Origin of the sequence: Allobosea caraganae (assembly GCF_003351345.1) — a bacterium.
Taxonomy (GTDB): domain Bacteria; phylum Pseudomonadota; class Alphaproteobacteria; order Rhizobiales; family Beijerinckiaceae; genus Allobosea; species Allobosea caraganae.
Genome location: NZ_QQTO01000021.1, coordinates 179785 through 194983 on the forward strand (window position 1 = coordinate 179785; position 15199 = coordinate 194983).

The window sequence follows — 15199 nt, forward strand, 5'->3', positions numbered from 1 at the left end:
TCCATAGGCAGTCTGGTGAAGAGAGGGCGGGCGGGCTTATTTCAGCACGCTCGGAAGCCAGAGCGTCAGCGCCGGCACGTAGGTGACCAGCGCCAGCACGACGAGCATCGGGATGTAGAACACCATGATGCTCTTCGAGACGGCTTCCATCGAAACCTTGCCGATGGCGCAGCCGACCGCAAGCGTCGGGCCGACCGGCGGCGTGAGCAGGCCGATGCCGAGGTTGAGGATCATGATGATGCCGAAATGCACGGGGTCGACGCCGAACTGCTTGACGATCGGCAGGAAGATCGGCGTGCAGATCAGCAGCATGGGCGCGAGGTCCATGAAGGTGCCCAGCACCAGCAGCACGACGTTGATCAGCAGCAGCAGCGTGTACTTGTTATCGGCGACGGCGAGGAAGAACTCGGCGGCGCGCTGGGGCACCTGCATCAGCGCCATCATGTAGCCGAAGGCGACGGAGAAGCCGATCATCAGCATGACCATGCCGACCGTGCGCACGACGCGCCCGACCAGGATGTGCAGCTCCGACCACTTGTAGTCGCGGTAGATGAACATGGTGACGCAGAACGAATAGATGCAGGCGACAGCGGCCGATTCCGTCGGGGTGAAGATGCCGCCCAGGATGCCGCCGAGGATGATGAGGACGGTCAGCAGGCCCCAGAACGCCTCGACGACGATCTTGAGCGAGCGGCGCAGCGGAATGACCTCGCCCTTCGGGTAGTTGTTCCTGCGGGCGATGACCAGCACCAGCACCATCAGCGACAGGCCGAGCAGGAAGCCGGGGATCGCCCCGGCGAGGAACAGGTCGGCGATCGAGACCGAGCCGCCGGCCGCCAGCGAATAGATCACCGCGTTGTGCGAGGGCGGGATCAGCAGCGGCTGCAGCGAGCCGGAGACGGTGACGTTGACCGCGAACAGGCGCGGATAGCCCTCGCGGATCATCTGCGGGATCATCACCGAGCCGATCGAGGCGGTATCGGCCACCGACGAGCCGGAGATGCAGCCGAAGAAGGCCGAGGCGAGGATGTTGACCAGCGCCAGGCCGCCGCGGATCCAGCCGACGAAGATCTTGGCGAGGTTGACCAGCCGCTCGGCCATGCCGCCCTCGGCCATGATGCCGCCGGCGAGGATGAAGAAGGGGATGGCGAGCAGGGCGAAGTCGTCGGTGCCGTCCGAGACCTTCAGCATCACCGCCTCGAGCGGCAGGTCGGTGAACAGAGCGGCGAGGATGGCGCCGAGGCCGAGCGCATAGGCGACCGGCATGCCGACCAGGCACAGGATGGTGAAGGAGCCGAGGAGAACGAGCAGATCCATGGCGGCTTATTCCGTGCTGATCGGGGCAAGCGCGTCGTCGCGCTCATGGGCCGCCTGGAAGAGACGTCCGGTCCAGAGCCGCTCGATCACGAACAGCGTGGTGATGGCGCCGCCGATCGGGATCGGCAGATAGGTCAGGCCGACCGAGAGCCAGGGAAATTCGGCGATCGACTGGTAGAAGGTCGTCTGCACCAGCTTGGCGCCCCAGACGAACATGAACAGGCTGGTGCTGGCCATGCAGAGCTCGACGACCCAGCCGATCATCGTCCTGGCCGCGCCGCTCAGCATGTCCGGGATGATGTTGACGGCGATGTGCAGGTTCTCGCGGTAGCAGATCGCGGCCGACAGGAAGGAGAACCAGATCATCAGCAGCACCGCCATCGGCTCCGGCCAGGAGGCGGCGACGTTGAGCACGTAGCGGGTGAAGACGCCGTAGGGGATGATGAGCGTGATGACGACGAGGCATGCCCCGGCAATGATCATCGTGAGCCTGGACACGAGGTCCATGGCACGGACATAGGCCTGCATCATGTGAGGTTCCGCCGTTCGGGGAAGGCCGGCCCCACCCGCGAGCCTGCGGGCGGGGCCGGTGTCAATCCGGCCTCAGGGCCGCCGCGCTCACTGCACCTGCGAGATGCGCTCGATCATCGTCTTGTGCTCGGCGCCGAACTTGTCCCAGACCGGCTTGACCGCCGTCTGGAAGCGCTTCTTCTCCTCCGGCGAGACCGTGGTGACGACGACGTTGTTCGCCTTCATGTCTTCCAGCGACTTCTTTACCATGTCCTGCCAGAGCCCTCGCTGCTCGGCCTGGGCCTCCTTGCCGAACTTCATGACCAGCTTCTGGTCTTCGGGCGAGAGCGTGTTCCAGACCCGCTTCGAGAAGACGATGATTTCCGGGATCATCAGGTGCTCGGTCAGGGAATAGTACTTGGCGTAGTTGTAGTGCTGCCCGGACGCATAGCTCGGCTCGTTGTTCTCGGCACCGTCGACGACGCCGGTCTGCAGGCCGTTGATGAGCTGGTCGAAGCCCATGGCGACGCCGTTGCCGCCCATGTCGTTCATCATCTGCACGAACATGGGGTTGCCCATGGTGCGGATCTTCTGGCCCTTCAGGTCCTCCATCTTGGCCACGCCGCGCTGCTTGCCATAGATGTTGCGGGCGCCGCCATCCATCCAGGCGATGCCGATCAGGCCGGTCTTGTCGTTGGCGGTGATCTTGGCGAGCAACTCGTCGCCGATCGGGCCGTCGACGACCTTGTGCATATGGGCGCTGTCGCGGAAGAGATAGGGCAGGTTGAGCACGTTGAGCTCGGGGATGACCGGGCCCATCACGCCGACCGAGACGCGCGCCATGGCGAGCGCGCCGACCTGGGCCTGCTCGAGGAACTCCTTCTCGCCGCCGAGCTGCATCGACGGATAGACCTGGACCTTGAGCCGGCCGTTGGTGGCCTTCTCGAGCTTGGCGCCCATGCGCTCGACGGCCTCGACCGTCGGATAGCCCTTGGGATGGACGTCTGCCGATTTGAGGGTGAGGTTCTGCTGGGCGAATACGGGGCTGAATAGGGCCGTGCCGAGCATGACGGCTCCGGCCACAGAAATCGCTTTCGCGAATGACATGGTTGATCTCCTCCCGGTATGGCCGGTCGTTGCCGGCTTCCTGGCGCATACGAGCAGATTTCGAGAGCCTGTCTCGTCACGCCGATGAACGCAGTCTGCGTCTCTGTATGGTAATGTCAAGCGTACCATGGCGCGAATTGCCAAAGTTATCAGACAACTTTGGTATAGGCTGTAATTTATACGCTGGCTCTCAACGCAATATGGCGGCTACGGAAGTCAATCCGCGCCGCTATAGCTGCCAGTTACTTTCGGACTCGTCCGCGATCCCGCTCGCGCCCGCGTCCCCTCCAGCCCAGCCGTCTTGTCTCTCTTGCGGCCGGTGCGACACTGGAATATCAGATATGAGACTTCAGGCACAAGCCCCTTCGACCTGTCGGGCGGCCGGGAGCAAAGCGACGCGCATGGTTCTGGTCCGCCCAAAATCCCTCAAGGAATTGACGCTCGACGAATTGCGCCGGCGCATCATCGACGGGCGCATCGGCTTCGGCGAGGCGCTGTCGGAGAATGCGCTCGCCAGCGAGCTCGGCGTCAGCAAGACGCCGGTGCGCGAGGCGCTGATGCAGCTCAGGACCGAGGGGCTGGTCGACATCCAGCCGCAGCGCGGCACCTACGTGTTCCGCCTGGAGGCCGAGCAGGTGGTGGCGATCTCCGAGCTGCGCGCGGTGCTGGAGGTGGCGGCGATCGGCATGGCGATGGAGCGCGCCCCCGACGGGCTCATTGCCGGCATGGAGCGCATCCTCGCCGAGATGGAGCGCGCCTTCGCGGAGGGCGACATCGTCGGCTATCGCACCGGCGACGGCGAGTACCATCAGCTCATGGTGGCGATGAGCGGCAACGACTACCTGGCCGATGCCTACGCGCTGATCACCTTCCGGCTCCAGGCCCTGCGCTCGCGCCTGTCGCGCAATGCCACGCTGAACCAGCGCTCGATCGACCAGCATCGCGAGATGCTGGCGCTAGCGAGGGCGGGGAGGGGCGAAGAACTCAAGGCGCTGCTCGCCTCCCATGCCGGCAACACGCAGAGCGACTATCTGGCGCTGCTGCATGCAGGCAAGGAAGCGCTCGCGTCCTGAGCGTGCTCGGCTGCACGGAATCTGCACGAAATGCCTGAGCTTCTGCGCAGCCGCTCCCTTTAGGCTGCAATCGGCGCCGCTATCCCGGTGGCATGAGACGCCGCCGTCCGCCGCCTGAAGCCCTGCCCCGCCTGCCATCCAGCCTCGCCAGGGATGGCTGGTGGCTTGTCCCTCCCAAAAAGCCGCTAGCCGAAGCCCGCCCCGTCATCGCGGCGGATGCCCCTGCGCGCGCCGCGCCCCTGCTCCTCTTCCCCCGCCTCAAGGTGCAACGCCCATGACCGACCAGACCTACGGACCCGCCGCGCGCGAATGGCTCATGACGCGATTGCAAACCTGCCTCATCGCGTGCGCTTCCCTGATCCTGCTGGCGGACTGGCTGTTCTACGGGCGTCGGCTCGGCATTTCCGTGCTGCTGTTCATGGTCGCGCTGGGCGCCTTCTCCCTGATCGCGAACGGGCTCAACGCCCGCCGGAAGGAGATCGCGACCGCGGTTGCGATCCTCATCGTCGCGCTGATTCCGCTGGTCGAAAGCACCAACCTGCTCGCGCTCGCCTTCGGCGCGGCTGGCGTGAGCGCCTTCGCGTTGATGGTCTCCGGGCATTGGCAAGGCGCGCTGGCGACGCGGCTGTGGGCGATGCTGGGCCTATACGCTGCCGGACCCTGGCGCTCGGCTGCTGCCGCGCTGCACGAGCATCGCGGCAGGCGGGTGATCGGGCAGCGGCAGACGCTGCTCGGCCGCCTCTCGCTCTGGATCGTGCCGCTGCTGCTCTGCGGCGTCTTCCTGATGCTGTTCGCCTCGGCCAACCCGCTGATCGACCGCTGGCTCCATGCCATCGACATCTACGCGCTGCTGGGGATTCTCGATAGCTCGCGCATGATCTTCTGGCTGATCGTCGCCGGCCTGACCTGGCCGCTGCTCTATGTGACCGCGCGCAAGCAGCGTGTGGCGAAAGTGCCGGCTGCCAAGCTGGAGACGACTGAGGCCGAGGAGAAGCCGGCCGGCCTCGCGCTGCTGTCGGACGGCACGATCCTGCGTTCGCTCGTGCTGTTCAACCTGCTCTTCGCCATGCAATCGTCGATGGACGCGGCCTATCTCTGGGGCGGCGTCGCGCTGCCGGACGGGATGAGCTACGCGGCCTATGCCCATCGCGGCGCTTATCCGCTGATGGCGACGGCGCTGCTTGCGGCCGGCTTCGTGCTCGCTGCGCTGCGACCGGGCTCCAGCGCCGAGCGCTCGCCGCTGATGCGCCGGCTGGTCTATCTCTTCGTCGGGCAGAACGTGCTGCTGGTGGTCTCGTCGATCCTGCGGCTCGACCTCTACGTCGCGGCCTATTCGCTGACGATGCTGCGCGTCGCCGCCTTCATCTGGATGGGGCTGGTCGCTTTCGGGCTGGTCATGATCATCGCGCGCATCGCGCTCAACCGCTCGAATGGCTGGCTGGTCGGCGGCAACCTGATCGCGGCCGGAATCGTGCTGTATGCCTGCAGCATGGCGAATTTCTCCGACGTCATCGCGCGCTACAACATCCGCCATGCCTTCGAAGGAGGGCGTGGGCTCGACCTTTGCTATCTCTCAAGCCTGGGGCCTCAGGCCGTTCCCGCGATCGACCACTTCATCGCCCAGCGCCGCGCCCAGGGCGACTTTGACGGCAGCACCGTCAAGGCGTTGAGCGCGCGCCGGGACATGCTGGCGGCGCGGGTCGAAAATCCCAGGCGGGACTGGCGAAGCTGGAGCTTTGGCGATCACCGGCTTTGGCGCTATCTGAAAAAGCGCCGCGCCGCCGGCGCGCCCGATTTGAAGCCCAGCCAGCCGACCGAAGGATAGGACTTCTCCGTGCATCGCATCCTCGTCGTCGACGACGATCCGCATATCCGGGACGTGATCTGCTTCGCGCTGGAGAAGGCGGGGATGGCGACCGAGATCGCCCGCAACGGCAGCGAGGCGCTAAAGCTGGCCGAGCTGCGCGTGCCGGATCTGATCGTGCTCGATATTGGCATGCCCGAGCTCGACGGGCTGGAGGTCTGCCGCCGGCTGCGCCGGACCTCGGAGGTGCCGATCCTCTTCCTCTCGGCGCGCTCGGACGAGATCGACCGCATTCTCGGGCTCGAGATGGGTGGCGACGACTACGTCACCAAGCCGTTCAGCCCGCGCGAGCTGGTGGCGCGGGTCAACGTCATCCTGCGCCGGATGAACGGGAGCGGGAATGGTGAGGCGCGCGAGGCGAAGGCGCTGAGCCATGGCGAGCTGGCGCTCGATCCGGCGCGCCGCTCGGCTGCGTTCGCCGGACGCGAGCTCGGCCTGACCGCTATCGAGTTCGCCATGCTCGCGGCGATGCTGGCGCGGCCGCGCGTGGTGCTGGGGCGCGAGCAGCTGATGAGCGCGGCTTATGACGGCAAGGTCCATGTCTCCGACCGGACCATCGACAGCCATATCCGCAACATCCGGGCGAAATGCGCCGCCGCCGGCTGCGCCAGCGCGATCGAGACCGTGCACGGCGTCGGCTTCCGGCTCGGGGCCTGCGAGGCAGAGCGCTGATGGCGCCGGTGCGCCGCAAATGGCGGCCGACGCTGAGCATGATCGTCTTCGTCGTGCTGGTGACGGTGACGATGCTGCCGCTGATCGGCCTGTTCTTCTTCCGGCTCTACGAGAACCAGCTGATCCACCAGACCGAGTCGGAGCTGATCGCGCAGACGGCGGCTATCGCCGCGATCTATGCGCGGGAGGTCGAGGCCGATCCTGCGGCGCGCGCGCTGGCGCGGCCGGCAGGCTCCCAGGCTCCGACCCGCGACGAGTATCGCTCGCTCGCCGCCCGCGAGCAGGCCATGCGCACGCCGGTCGGCGACTATCATCCGATCGAGCCGAGCCTCGACCTTGCCGGCGACGACATCCTGCCGCGCCGGCCCGATGCGCGCGAGCCGGCCAAGCCCGCCGACCCGGCCTTTCTGGCGATCGGCGCCAGGCTGGCTGGCATCGTCACGGCGACGCAGGACGTGACGCTGGCCGGCTTCCGCATTCTCGATCCGAATGGAACGGTGATCGCGGGACGCGAGGAACTCGGCCGTTCGCTGGCCGATGTCGAGGAGGTCGCGACGGCTCTGCGCGGGCGCTATGGCAATGCGCTGCGCGTGCGCATCTCTAACTCGCCGGCGCCGCCGCTCTATTCCTGGAGCCGCGGCACCGGCATCCGCGTCTTCGTGGCGATGCCTGTGATGGTCGATCAAGCGGTGGCGGGCGTCGTCTATGCCTCGCGCACGCCCAACAACATCTTCAAGCACCTCTTCGCCGAGCGGCGGAAGGTGATCTTCGCCGGCCTCGCCATCGCGCTCGTCACGGCGCTGATCGGCTTCGTCTTCGCGCGCACGATCACGCGGCCGATCCATGGGCTGATCGCGCAGACGCAGGCGATCGGCCATGGCGAGCGGGCGCAGGAGCCGCCGCCGGCGCATTACGGCACGCGCGAGATCGCCAGCCTGTCGCAGAGTTTTCACGAGATGGCCGAGCGGCTCTCGGAGCGCTCGGCCTATATCAGCACCTTCGCCACCCACGTCTCGCACGAGCTGAAATCGCCGCTGACCTCGATCCAGGGCGCAGCCGAGCTGATGAAGGATTCCAGCGCTTCGATGAGCGAGGAGCAGCGCCAGCGCTTCCTTGGCAACATCATCGACGATACCCACCGCCTGACCCGGCTGCTGGATCGGCTGCGCGAGCTGGCGCGCGCGGATAATCCGCAAATGGCGGGCTCGACCACGCTTCAGGCGGTGGTGGGGCTGGTTCGCGATGCGTTTCCGGCGCTGATCATCACGGTCGAGGGCGAGCCCGAAAGCGTGCTCGGGCTGTCGCCCGACAATGCGCTGATCGTCCTCTCGCATCTCGCCGACAACGCGCAGCGCCACAACGCGAAGAACCTGCGCATCGCGGCGAGGCAGGTGAATGATAGACTTGAGCTGCGGGTGAGCGACGATGGCGACGGCATCGCGGCCAGCAATCGCGGGCGCATCTTCGACCCGTTCTTCACGACGCGGCGCGAGAGCGGCGGCACCGGCATGGGTCTCGGCATCGCCCAGTCGATGCTGCGCTCGCATGACGGGGCGATCGCGCTGGAGCCCTCGGAGGCCGGGACCGCCTTCACGATCCGGCTACCCTGGGCCGGGTGCGGTGGCATGCCAGCTTGACGCCCGGGCCTGCTCTGCTCCAGACTGCGCGCATTCCAGGGAGATCCCCGGCAAGGGGCTGAGAAACCGCTGGCAGACCGGGCAACCGGGAAAGCGCGCGGAAATCCTTCGAACCTGATCCGGTTCATACCGGCGGAGGGATTGGATTTCGCGGCACGCGCCGGCAGCCCCACGGGTTGCAGAACTCCTTCCCCAAGCCGGGCGAGGAGATTGCGATGAGAGGCCCGCCACACACCACATTTCGCCGGGCGGAGATCGGCTCGCCAGCCGGCGTGCCCGTGATTCCGGCCCAGACCGATATCGCCATCATCGGCGGCGGGCTGATCGGCCTGTCGATCGGCTGGCGGCTGGCGCGGCGCGGGCTCGACGTCACCGTGTTCGAGCGCGGCACGACCGGGCAGGGCGCCAGCCTCGCCGCAACCGGGATGCTCGCCGCCGCCGCCGAGCTGGAGCCGGGAGGCGAGGAGCATGTGCCGCTTTCGCTGGAGAGCCAGCGACTCTGGCCGGGCTTTGCCCGCGAGCTGGAGGCCGATAGCGGGCTATCGATCGATTATCGCAGTGATGGCGTGCTGCTCGTCGCGCTCGGGCGCGAGGAGGTCGAGCGGTTGCGCTTCCGGCATGAGGCGCAGAAGCGGGTGGGGCTTTCGGCGCAATGGCTCGGCGGGCCGGAGGCGCGGGCGCTGGAGCCGGGTCTGCGGCCCTCGGTGATCGCCGGCATCTTCTGCCCCGACGATCACCAGGTCGATCCGCCGCGCGTGATGGCGGCGCTGCGGCAGGCCTATCTCGCGCTCGGCGGGCATCTGGTCGAGGGCTGCGAGGCCGAGCCGGAGCTGGCCGGCGGGCGGGCCGTCGGCGTCGTGACGCCGGGCGGTGTCTGCAAGGCGCGGGTCGTGCTCGTGGCCGGCGGCGCCTGGACGAAGCTCGCGGGGCTCGACATTCCCGTGCGCCCGCTCAAGGGCCAATCGCTGGCGCTGCGCAGCACGCCGGAGACCGGCGGGCTCTCGCGCGTGGTCTGGACCGAGCAGGTCCATCTCGCGCCGAAGAGCGACGGCACGCTGATCGTCGGCGCCACCATGGAGGAGCGTGGCTTTGACGACACGGTCACCGCCGGCGGCGTCTATGCCCTGCTCGACGGCGCGCGCCGCGCCTTACCCTCGATCGAGGAGATGCCGGTCGAGGCGATCTGGACCGGCTTCCGCCCGACCTCGCTCGACGATGCGCCGATCCTCGGCGAGACCGGCATCGCCAACCTGCTGGTCGCGACCGGGCATCACCGCAATGGCTATCTGCTCGCACCGGTGACGGCGGCGGCGCTCGAAGAACTCATCACCGACAACCGCATCACGGGGCCGGCGGCGCATTTCGGCGCGGCCCGCTTCGCGGCCATCAAAGCATTTTCAAGCGAAGTGGAGACCGGTTCGCGTCAAGAAAATGCGTCCACGCAAGAAGAGGCTGCAGAATGAAACTCATCGTCAATGGCGAGGACCGCGACAGCGCGGCCAAGGACCTCGCGGCGCTCTGGCAGGAAGAGACCGCCGAGCTTGAGCTGTCCGGCCCGCAGGGCTTCGCCATCGCGCTGAATGGCGAGGTGGTGCGGCGCACAGAGTGGTCGCAGACGCCGCTCTCCAGCGGCGACCAGGTCGAGATCATCCGCGCGTTCTCGGGAGGCTGATATGCCCGCAAAGACTGAAAACCTCGTCATCGCCGGGGTGGAGCTGTCCTCCCGGCTGTTCATCGGCACGGCCGGTTATCCCAATCAGCGCATCATGCTCGATGCCGTCGAGGCCAGTGGCTCCGATCTGGTGACGCTGTCGCTGCGGCGGATCTCGCTGCAGGGCCATGGCTCGGACACGGCGCGGCTGCTCGCGGGCAGGCGCTTCCTGCCGAACACGGCCGGCTGCGAGATGGCGCGCGACGCGATCCTCACGGCCGAACTGGCGCGCGAGGCGCTCGGCACCAACTGGATCAAGGTCGAGGTCATCGGCGACCGCGAAACGCTCTATCCCGATGTCGGCGAATTGCTGGAGGCGACGCGGCAGCTGGTGGATCGCGGCTTCGTCGTGCTGCCCTATTGCAACGACGACCCGGTCATTTGCGCGCGGCTGGCCGATCTCGGCGCGGCGGCGGTGATGCCGATGGGCTCGCTGATCGGCTCGGGCATGGGCGTCGCCAATCCCGCCAATCTGGAGCTGATCTGCGCTCGCTCGCCGGTACCGGTGATCGTCGATGCCGGGATCGGCACGGCCTCGGATGCGGTGATCGCGATGGAGCTCGGGGCGAGCGGCGTGCTGCTCAATACGGCCGTGGCGAAGGCGGATGATCCGGTGCGGATGGCGCGGGCCATGCGCCACGCGGTCGAGGCGGGGTACGAGGCGCGGATGGCGGGGCGCATCCCAAGGCGCGGCCGGGCCGAGCCGTCGAGCCCGCAGCTCGGGTTGGTCGGTTCGTGAGGGCGCTGCCCGACCGGTTGCTCGTGGTTACCGACCGGCATCAGGCGCGGCGGCCGCTGGAGGAGGTGGTCGCGGCTGCGCTCGAGGGCGGGGCGCGGTGGGTGTGGCTGCGTGATCGCGATCTTGAGGCCGGTGAGCGTAGGGAGCTGGCGCAGCGGCTCTTGCGGCTGACCGAAGCGGCCGGGGCGGTGCTGACGATTGGCGGGGATGCCGGGCTGGCGGCGGAGGTTGGGGCGTCGGGCGTGCACCTGTCATCCGCCATGTTGGAAACGGGCAAGATTGCCTCCCCCGTCATGGTCGGGCTTGTCCCGACCATCCACGCCTTTGCGCGGGATGGGCTGGGCGTGTCGCTAATCGAAAGCCCGCGCCCACCGCCAGCGTTGCAAGACGTGGATGCTCGGCACAAGGCCGAGCATGACGGGGAGGGCGTCAGGGCGTTGCTTGGCATGTCCGCACATGGCGAGGCGGATATCCGTGCAGCCATTGCAGCGGGAGCCGATTACGTCACGCTGAGCCCGGTCTTCGAGACGGCGAGTAAGCCGGGCTATGGCCCGGCTTTAGGGTTGGCTGCAATCGAGCGCGCGGCCAAGCTTGGCGTTCCGATCATCGCGCTCGGCGGTGTCACGCCGGAGCGGGCAGCGCAGTGTCTGGAAGCTGGCGCCGCAGGTATCGCGGTGATGGGCGAGGTGATGCGGGCAGACGATCCGGCTGCGGTCGTGCGTCGCTATATGGAAGCACTACGGTCCTCCAGCTCGCGCGGGGAACCCTCTCCCGGATGGGAGAGGGCAGGGTGAGGGCCGGACGTCAGACACTGTAGCCGTGAGCTGACCACGGCTCTGTTTCCGTTTCACTGGTTTGCCGTTCGGCCCTCATCCGCCGCGGCCGCGGCACCTTCTCCCGCACGGGAGAAGGGAAGAGAGCCGCTCGCCCGGTCGGGCTGTTTGCGCCCGTCCGGAGGAGGACGGCCGGCTCAGAGATCCTCGACCCGGCTGAAGCGCACGATCGAGTCCGGGCGCTCCTCGATGCCGGGCAGCAGCTCCAGGCCCAGCCCCGGCTTGTCGGTCATGGTGATCATGCCGTTCTCCGCCTTGGGCAGCTCGGTCACCAACTCGGTGTACCAGCCAGTGTAGAAGGCCCGCACCGATTCCTGGATCAGCGCGTTGCGGGCGTGCAGCGAGAAGTGGCAGGAGGCCGCGTAGACCACCGGACCGGTGCAGTCATGCGGCGCCACCGGGGTGTGCCAGGCCTCGGCCATGCCGGCGATCTTGCGGGCTTCCGAGAGGCCGCCGCACCAGGACAGGTCGAGCATCACCACGCCCGCCGCGCCGGTCTCCAGGTAGTCGCGGAAGGAGTGGGTATAGGCCAGCGTCTCGGAGGCGCAGACCCAGGCCTTGGAGTGGCGGGCGTATTCGCCGAGGTCGTGGACGTTGTCGAGGCGGAACGGGTCCTCGTGCCAGTAGGTGTCGAACTCGGCCAGCCGCTCGGCCAGTTTCTTCGCCATGGGCAGGCTCCAGAGCGAGTGGAACTCGACCATGATGTCCATCTTGTCGCCGACTGCCTTCCTGATCTTGCGGAAGGGCTCCAGCGCCGTGTTGAGCTCCTGGGGCGAGATGTCCCAGCCGGCGGTGCGCTCGGCGGCGATGTCGAAGGGCCAGATCTTCATGCCGGTGATGCCCTGCTCCAGCAGGGAGTGGGCAAGCTCGTCGGCGCGGTAGAGGAAGCCTTCGAGGTCCTCGTAGGGGCCGCCCTGCTCGCCGACATGCCAGTTGGCGACGGCCTGCGAGCGGGCGTCGCGGATGTACTTGTAGCCCGCGCAGGTGTTGTAGGTGCGGATCGTGTCGCGGGTCTTGCCGCCGAGCGCGACCGAAACCGGCTGGCCGATCGCCTTGCCGTAGATGTCCCAGAGCGCGATGTCGACGGCGGAGTTGCCGCGCGTCTCGACGCCGGAGCCGCGCCAGCCGAGATAGTTGTTCAGGCTGGCATTGCGCGCCTCGATCTGGAGCGGGTCCTTGCCCAGGAGCTTCGGCGCGACGCTCTCGTGCAGGTAGGCCTCGACCGCGGCGGCGCCCATGAAGGTCTCGCCGAGGCCGACGAGCCCTTCATCGGTGTGGAGCCTGACCCAGACGAGATTGCCGAATTCGGTCAGGCGGATGGTTTCGACGGCTGTGATCTTCATCTTCAATCTCAAGCGATCGACTTGGCGTAGCGGCTGATAGCGTCTGCCGTCGGCGTGGTGCCGGCGCCGGGACGCTGTGGCCGCAGGAAATAGCCGTCGACGACATTGGCGGGCTCGACGAAGGCGTCCTTGATCCAGGGGATGTATTCCAGCAGCGGCGTAGCCTGGTGCCAGTAGGAGAGGTGGACATGGACCTGGCTCATCTCGCCGGCATGGGGCGCGACGGGCAGGCGGCTGGCCAGCGCCAGCTCGGCGACCTGGATGTATTCGGTGATGCCGCCGAGGCGGGTCACGTCGGGCTGGACGTAATGGATCGCGTCGGCGGCGATGAAGGCGCGGAAGGCGTCGAGCGAATAGAGCTGCTCGCCGAGCGCGACCGGGATCGAGGTCGACTTTGCCAGCGCCGCATGCGAGCCGACATCGTCGTACCAGAGCGGCTCCTCGAACCAGAGGATGTCGAGCCCCTCGGCGCGGGCGCAGAAGCGCTTGCAGGTCGGCAGGTCCCATTTGCCGTTGCCGTCGATCGCCATGGTGACATGGTCGCCGATGGCGCGGCGCACGGCTTCCAGGCGGTGGATGTCGGTGCCGATATCGGCATGGCCGACCTTGATCTTGACGCGCCGGAAGCCGTCGCGCTCGACCGCCATGCGGGCGCCTTCGACGAGCTCGTCCTTGGGGATCGAGAGCCAGCCGATATCGGTGTTGTAGGCGTCGAGCTTCTGCTTGGTGGCGCCGCCGAGCAGGTGCCAGAGCGGCACGCCGGCCTTCTTGGCCTTGAGGTCCCAGAGCGCGACGTCGACGGCGGCGAGCGCGAGCTGGGTGATGCCGGCGCGGCCGACCCATTGCAGGGCGGGGTTGCGGGCGAGCTTGAGCCAGAGCCGCGTGATCTCGGAGGCGTCCTCGCCCATCAGCAAGGGCGCGTAGCAGTCGCGGATGCAGGAGGTGATCAGGCGGTCGGAGGGCAGATCGGCATGGGTGCCGGTGAAGCCGTAGCCCTCAAGGCCGTCCTCGGTGACGATCTTCGTGCCGACGACGCCCCAATGGCTGATGCGGTGGGTCGAGTCGGCGATCGAGCCGCCAGTGACCGGGATGTGCAGGATGAAGGGTTCGATACGGGCAATTTTCATTGTTGAACCTTAAGTGATCCGGCCGACTGATCGTCATTGCGAGGAGCGCAGCGACGAAGCAATCCAGGGGGAGTGCGTGAGGCCCCTGGATTGCTTCGCTGCGTTCGCAATGACGCGGATTGAATAGCCTTGATCGAAGCCTATCTCGCCGGCCCGGGTTTGCGCTGCTCACCCGGGACGACGTGATCTGCTTCCAGTGCATCGCAAGTCACGATGCGGGCCTTCCGATCAGTTGGTGCCGCGGATCTTGGCGAGGTCGGCCTTGAGACGCTCGATCGTCTCCTTGCCGATGGTCGCCTCGTGGCGCTGGTACACGGCGGCGGTCGCCTCGCGCATCTTCGTCAGCTCGGCTGGCGCGACCTCGGAGACCTGCATGCCCTGCTTCTTCAGGTTCTCGAACGACTTGTCGTTGAGCTCGCGCGAGACGCGGCGCTCCTCGTCGCGGCCGACGATCGAGCAATCGGTCAGGATGGTCTGCTCCTCCGCGGAGAGCTGGTCCCAGAGCTTCTTGGAATAGAGCGCCAGGAACGGAGTGTAGGCGTGGCGCGTCATCGTCAGGTATTTCTGCACCTCGTAGAGCTTGGAGGTGTCGATGGTGACGAGCGGGTTCTCCTGGCCGTCGATCGCGTGCGTCTCCAGCGCGGCGAAGACCTCGCCGAAGGCCATCGGGGTGGCGTTGGTGCCCATGCTCTTGAAGCTGTCGAGGAAGATGTTGTTCTGCATCACGCGGACCTTGAGGCCGGTGAGCTCGTCGGCCTTGGAGACGGCGCGCTTCGAGTTGGTCAGGTTGCGGAAGCCGTTCTCCCAGTAGGACAGGTTGACGACGCCGAAGCCCGGCAGCTTGTCGGAGATGTACTTGCCGAAGGCGCCGTCGAGGACGGTGTCGGCCTCCTTCTCGTTGCTGAAGAGGAAGGGCAGGTCGAAGACGCCGAGCTCGGGCATGATGCCGACCAGCGGCGAGGAGGAGGTGATCACCATCTCCTGCGTGCCGGCGCGCAGCGCCTGCGTCGCCTGCAGGTCGCCGCCGAGCGCGCCGCCCCAGAAGGCCTGGAGCTTGAGCTTGCCGCCCGACTTGTCGGCCATGCAGGCCTTCATCTTGGCGACGCCGTTGCCGACCGGATGGTCCTCGTTGATGCCGTTGGAGACGCGGATGTTGCGCTCCTTGATCTGGGCCTGGGCGGCGGTGCCGGCCAGCGCCGCGAGGGCTACGCCGGCCAGGATCGAGACGAGACGGGTTTTGAACATGGCTTTCTCCCTGTTTGCCTT

General features: G+C 67.2%; 14 protein-coding genes and 1 riboswitch. Of the genes, 8 read left to right on the plus strand and 6 right to left on the minus strand.

Features of this window, described 5'->3' with window-relative positions; genetic code table 11:
- Positions 1–36: 36 nt before the first annotated feature.
- The 3 genes from DWF00_RS15085 to DWF00_RS15095 all read right to left on the minus strand — a co-directional run bounded on the left by DWF00_RS15085 (position 37) and on the right by DWF00_RS15095 (position 2934).
- A complete protein-coding gene (locus DWF00_RS15085; RefSeq protein WP_114829541.1) occupies positions 37–1317 on the minus strand; it encodes a TRAP transporter large permease in 1281 nt (426 codons plus the stop codon).
- Between the two features lie 6 nt (positions 1318–1323).
- A complete protein-coding gene (locus DWF00_RS15090) occupies positions 1324–1848 on the minus strand; it encodes a TRAP transporter small permease (RefSeq protein ID WP_114829540.1) in 525 nt (174 codons plus the stop codon).
- An 87-nt stretch (positions 1849–1935) separates the two neighbouring features.
- A complete protein-coding gene (locus tag DWF00_RS15095) occupies positions 1936–2934 on the minus strand; it encodes a TRAP transporter substrate-binding protein (RefSeq protein ID WP_114829539.1) in 999 nt (332 codons plus the stop codon).
- Between the two features lie 401 nt (positions 2935–3335).
- On the opposite strand from DWF00_RS15095, the gene DWF00_RS29455 reads away from it, so the two are divergent.
- From DWF00_RS29455 to DWF00_RS15135, 8 genes are all read left to right on the plus strand, one after another.
- On the plus strand, positions 3336–4007 hold the full coding sequence (locus DWF00_RS29455; protein WP_181832659.1) for a GntR family transcriptional regulator: 672 nt from the start codon (positions 3336–3338) through the stop codon (positions 4005–4007).
- Positions 4008–4281: 274 nt separating this feature from the next.
- Positions 4282–5832 (plus strand): DUF4153 domain-containing protein, encoded by a 1551-nt coding sequence (locus DWF00_RS15105; RefSeq protein ID WP_114829538.1) that lies wholly within the window; start codon positions 4282–4284, stop codon positions 5830–5832.
- 9 nt (positions 5833–5841) lie between these two features.
- Complete coding sequence (locus tag DWF00_RS15110; RefSeq protein ID WP_245973953.1) at positions 5842–6543, plus strand: response regulator; 702 nt, start codon at positions 5842–5844, stop codon at positions 6541–6543.
- Positions 6543–8180, plus strand: coding sequence for an ATP-binding protein (locus DWF00_RS15115; protein ID WP_114829537.1), 1638 nt, complete (start codon positions 6543–6545; stop codon positions 8178–8180). The genes DWF00_RS15110 and DWF00_RS15115 overlap by 1 nt, the downstream gene beginning before the upstream one ends.
- 28 nt (positions 8181–8208) lie before the next feature.
- Positions 8209–8339, plus strand: a riboswitch (TPP riboswitch).
- 56 nt (positions 8340–8395) lie between these two features.
- The gene (thiO, locus tag DWF00_RS15120; RefSeq protein ID WP_114829600.1) at positions 8396–9643 is read left to right on the plus strand and encodes a glycine oxidase ThiO; all 1248 of its coding nucleotides are present in this window, start codon (positions 8396–8398) and stop codon (positions 9641–9643) included.
- The gene (gene thiS, locus DWF00_RS15125) at positions 9640–9852 is read left to right on the plus strand and encodes a sulfur carrier protein ThiS (RefSeq protein ID WP_114829536.1); all 213 of its coding nucleotides are present in this window, start codon (positions 9640–9642) and stop codon (positions 9850–9852) included. The genes thiO and thiS overlap by 4 nt, the downstream gene beginning before the upstream one ends.
- Position 9853: 1 nt before the next feature.
- Positions 9854–10630, plus strand: a complete 777-nt coding sequence (thiG, locus tag DWF00_RS15130; RefSeq protein WP_114829535.1) for a thiazole synthase — start codon at positions 9854–9856, stop codon at positions 10628–10630.
- Complete coding sequence (locus DWF00_RS15135; RefSeq protein WP_114829534.1) at positions 10627–11424, plus strand: thiamine phosphate synthase; 798 nt, start codon at positions 10627–10629, stop codon at positions 11422–11424. The genes thiG and DWF00_RS15135 overlap by 4 nt, the downstream gene beginning before the upstream one ends.
- A gap of 176 nt (positions 11425–11600) precedes the next feature.
- Here the strand turns inward: DWF00_RS15135 and DWF00_RS15140 are convergent, their stop codons facing one another.
- The 3 genes from DWF00_RS15140 to DWF00_RS15150 form a co-directional block, all read right to left on the minus strand.
- Positions 11601–12806: a mandelate racemase/muconate lactonizing enzyme family protein gene (locus tag DWF00_RS15140; protein WP_114829599.1), complete on the minus strand. Its 1206-nt coding sequence runs from the start codon at positions 12804–12806 to the stop codon at positions 11601–11603.
- A gap of 8 nt (positions 12807–12814) precedes the next feature.
- Positions 12815–13933: a mandelate racemase/muconate lactonizing enzyme family protein gene (locus DWF00_RS15145; protein ID WP_114829533.1), complete on the minus strand. Its 1119-nt coding sequence runs from the start codon at positions 13931–13933 to the stop codon at positions 12815–12817.
- Between the two features lie 228 nt (positions 13934–14161).
- Entirely contained in the window at positions 14162–15178 is a 1017-nt protein-coding gene (locus DWF00_RS15150) for a TRAP transporter substrate-binding protein (protein ID WP_114829532.1), read from the minus strand.
- Positions 15179–15199 lie beyond the last annotated feature (21 nt).

Excerpts from the sequence above, each read along its gene's own strand:
- DWF00_RS15085 (WP_114829541.1), bottom strand. The coding sequence starts at position 1,317 with ATGGATCTGCTCGTTCTCCTCGGCTCCTTCACCATCCTGTGCCTGGTC.
- DWF00_RS15090 (WP_114829540.1), bottom strand. The coding sequence starts at position 1,848 with ATGATGCAGGCCTATGTCCGTGCCATGGACCTCGTGTCCAGGCTCACG.
- DWF00_RS15095 (WP_114829539.1), bottom strand. The coding sequence starts at position 2,934 with ATGTCATTCGCGAAAGCGATTTCTGTGGCCGGAGCCGTCATGCTCGGC.
- DWF00_RS29455 (WP_181832659.1), top strand. The coding sequence starts at position 3,336 with ATGGTTCTGGTCCGCCCAAAATCCCTCAAGGAATTGACGCTCGACGAA.
- DWF00_RS15105 (WP_114829538.1), top strand. The coding sequence starts at position 4,282 with ATGACCGACCAGACCTACGGACCCGCCGCGCGCGAATGGCTCATGACG.
- DWF00_RS15115 (WP_114829537.1), top strand. The coding sequence starts at position 6,543 with ATGGCGCCGGTGCGCCGCAAATGGCGGCCGACGCTGAGCATGATCGTC.
- thiO (WP_114829600.1), top strand. The coding sequence starts at position 8,396 with ATGAGAGGCCCGCCACACACCACATTTCGCCGGGCGGAGATCGGCTCG.
- thiS (WP_114829536.1), top strand. The coding sequence starts at position 9,640 with ATGAAACTCATCGTCAATGGCGAGGACCGCGACAGCGCGGCCAAGGAC.
- thiG (WP_114829535.1), top strand. The coding sequence starts at position 9,854 with ATGCCCGCAAAGACTGAAAACCTCGTCATCGCCGGGGTGGAGCTGTCC.
- DWF00_RS15140 (WP_114829599.1), bottom strand. The coding sequence starts at position 12,806 with ATGAAGATCACAGCCGTCGAAACCATCCGCCTGACCGAATTCGGCAAT.
- DWF00_RS15145 (WP_114829533.1), bottom strand. The coding sequence starts at position 13,933 with ATGAAAATTGCCCGTATCGAACCCTTCATCCTGCACATCCCGGTCACT.
- DWF00_RS15150 (WP_114829532.1), bottom strand. The coding sequence starts at position 15,178 with ATGTTCAAAACCCGTCTCGTCTCGATCCTGGCCGGCGTAGCCCTCGCG.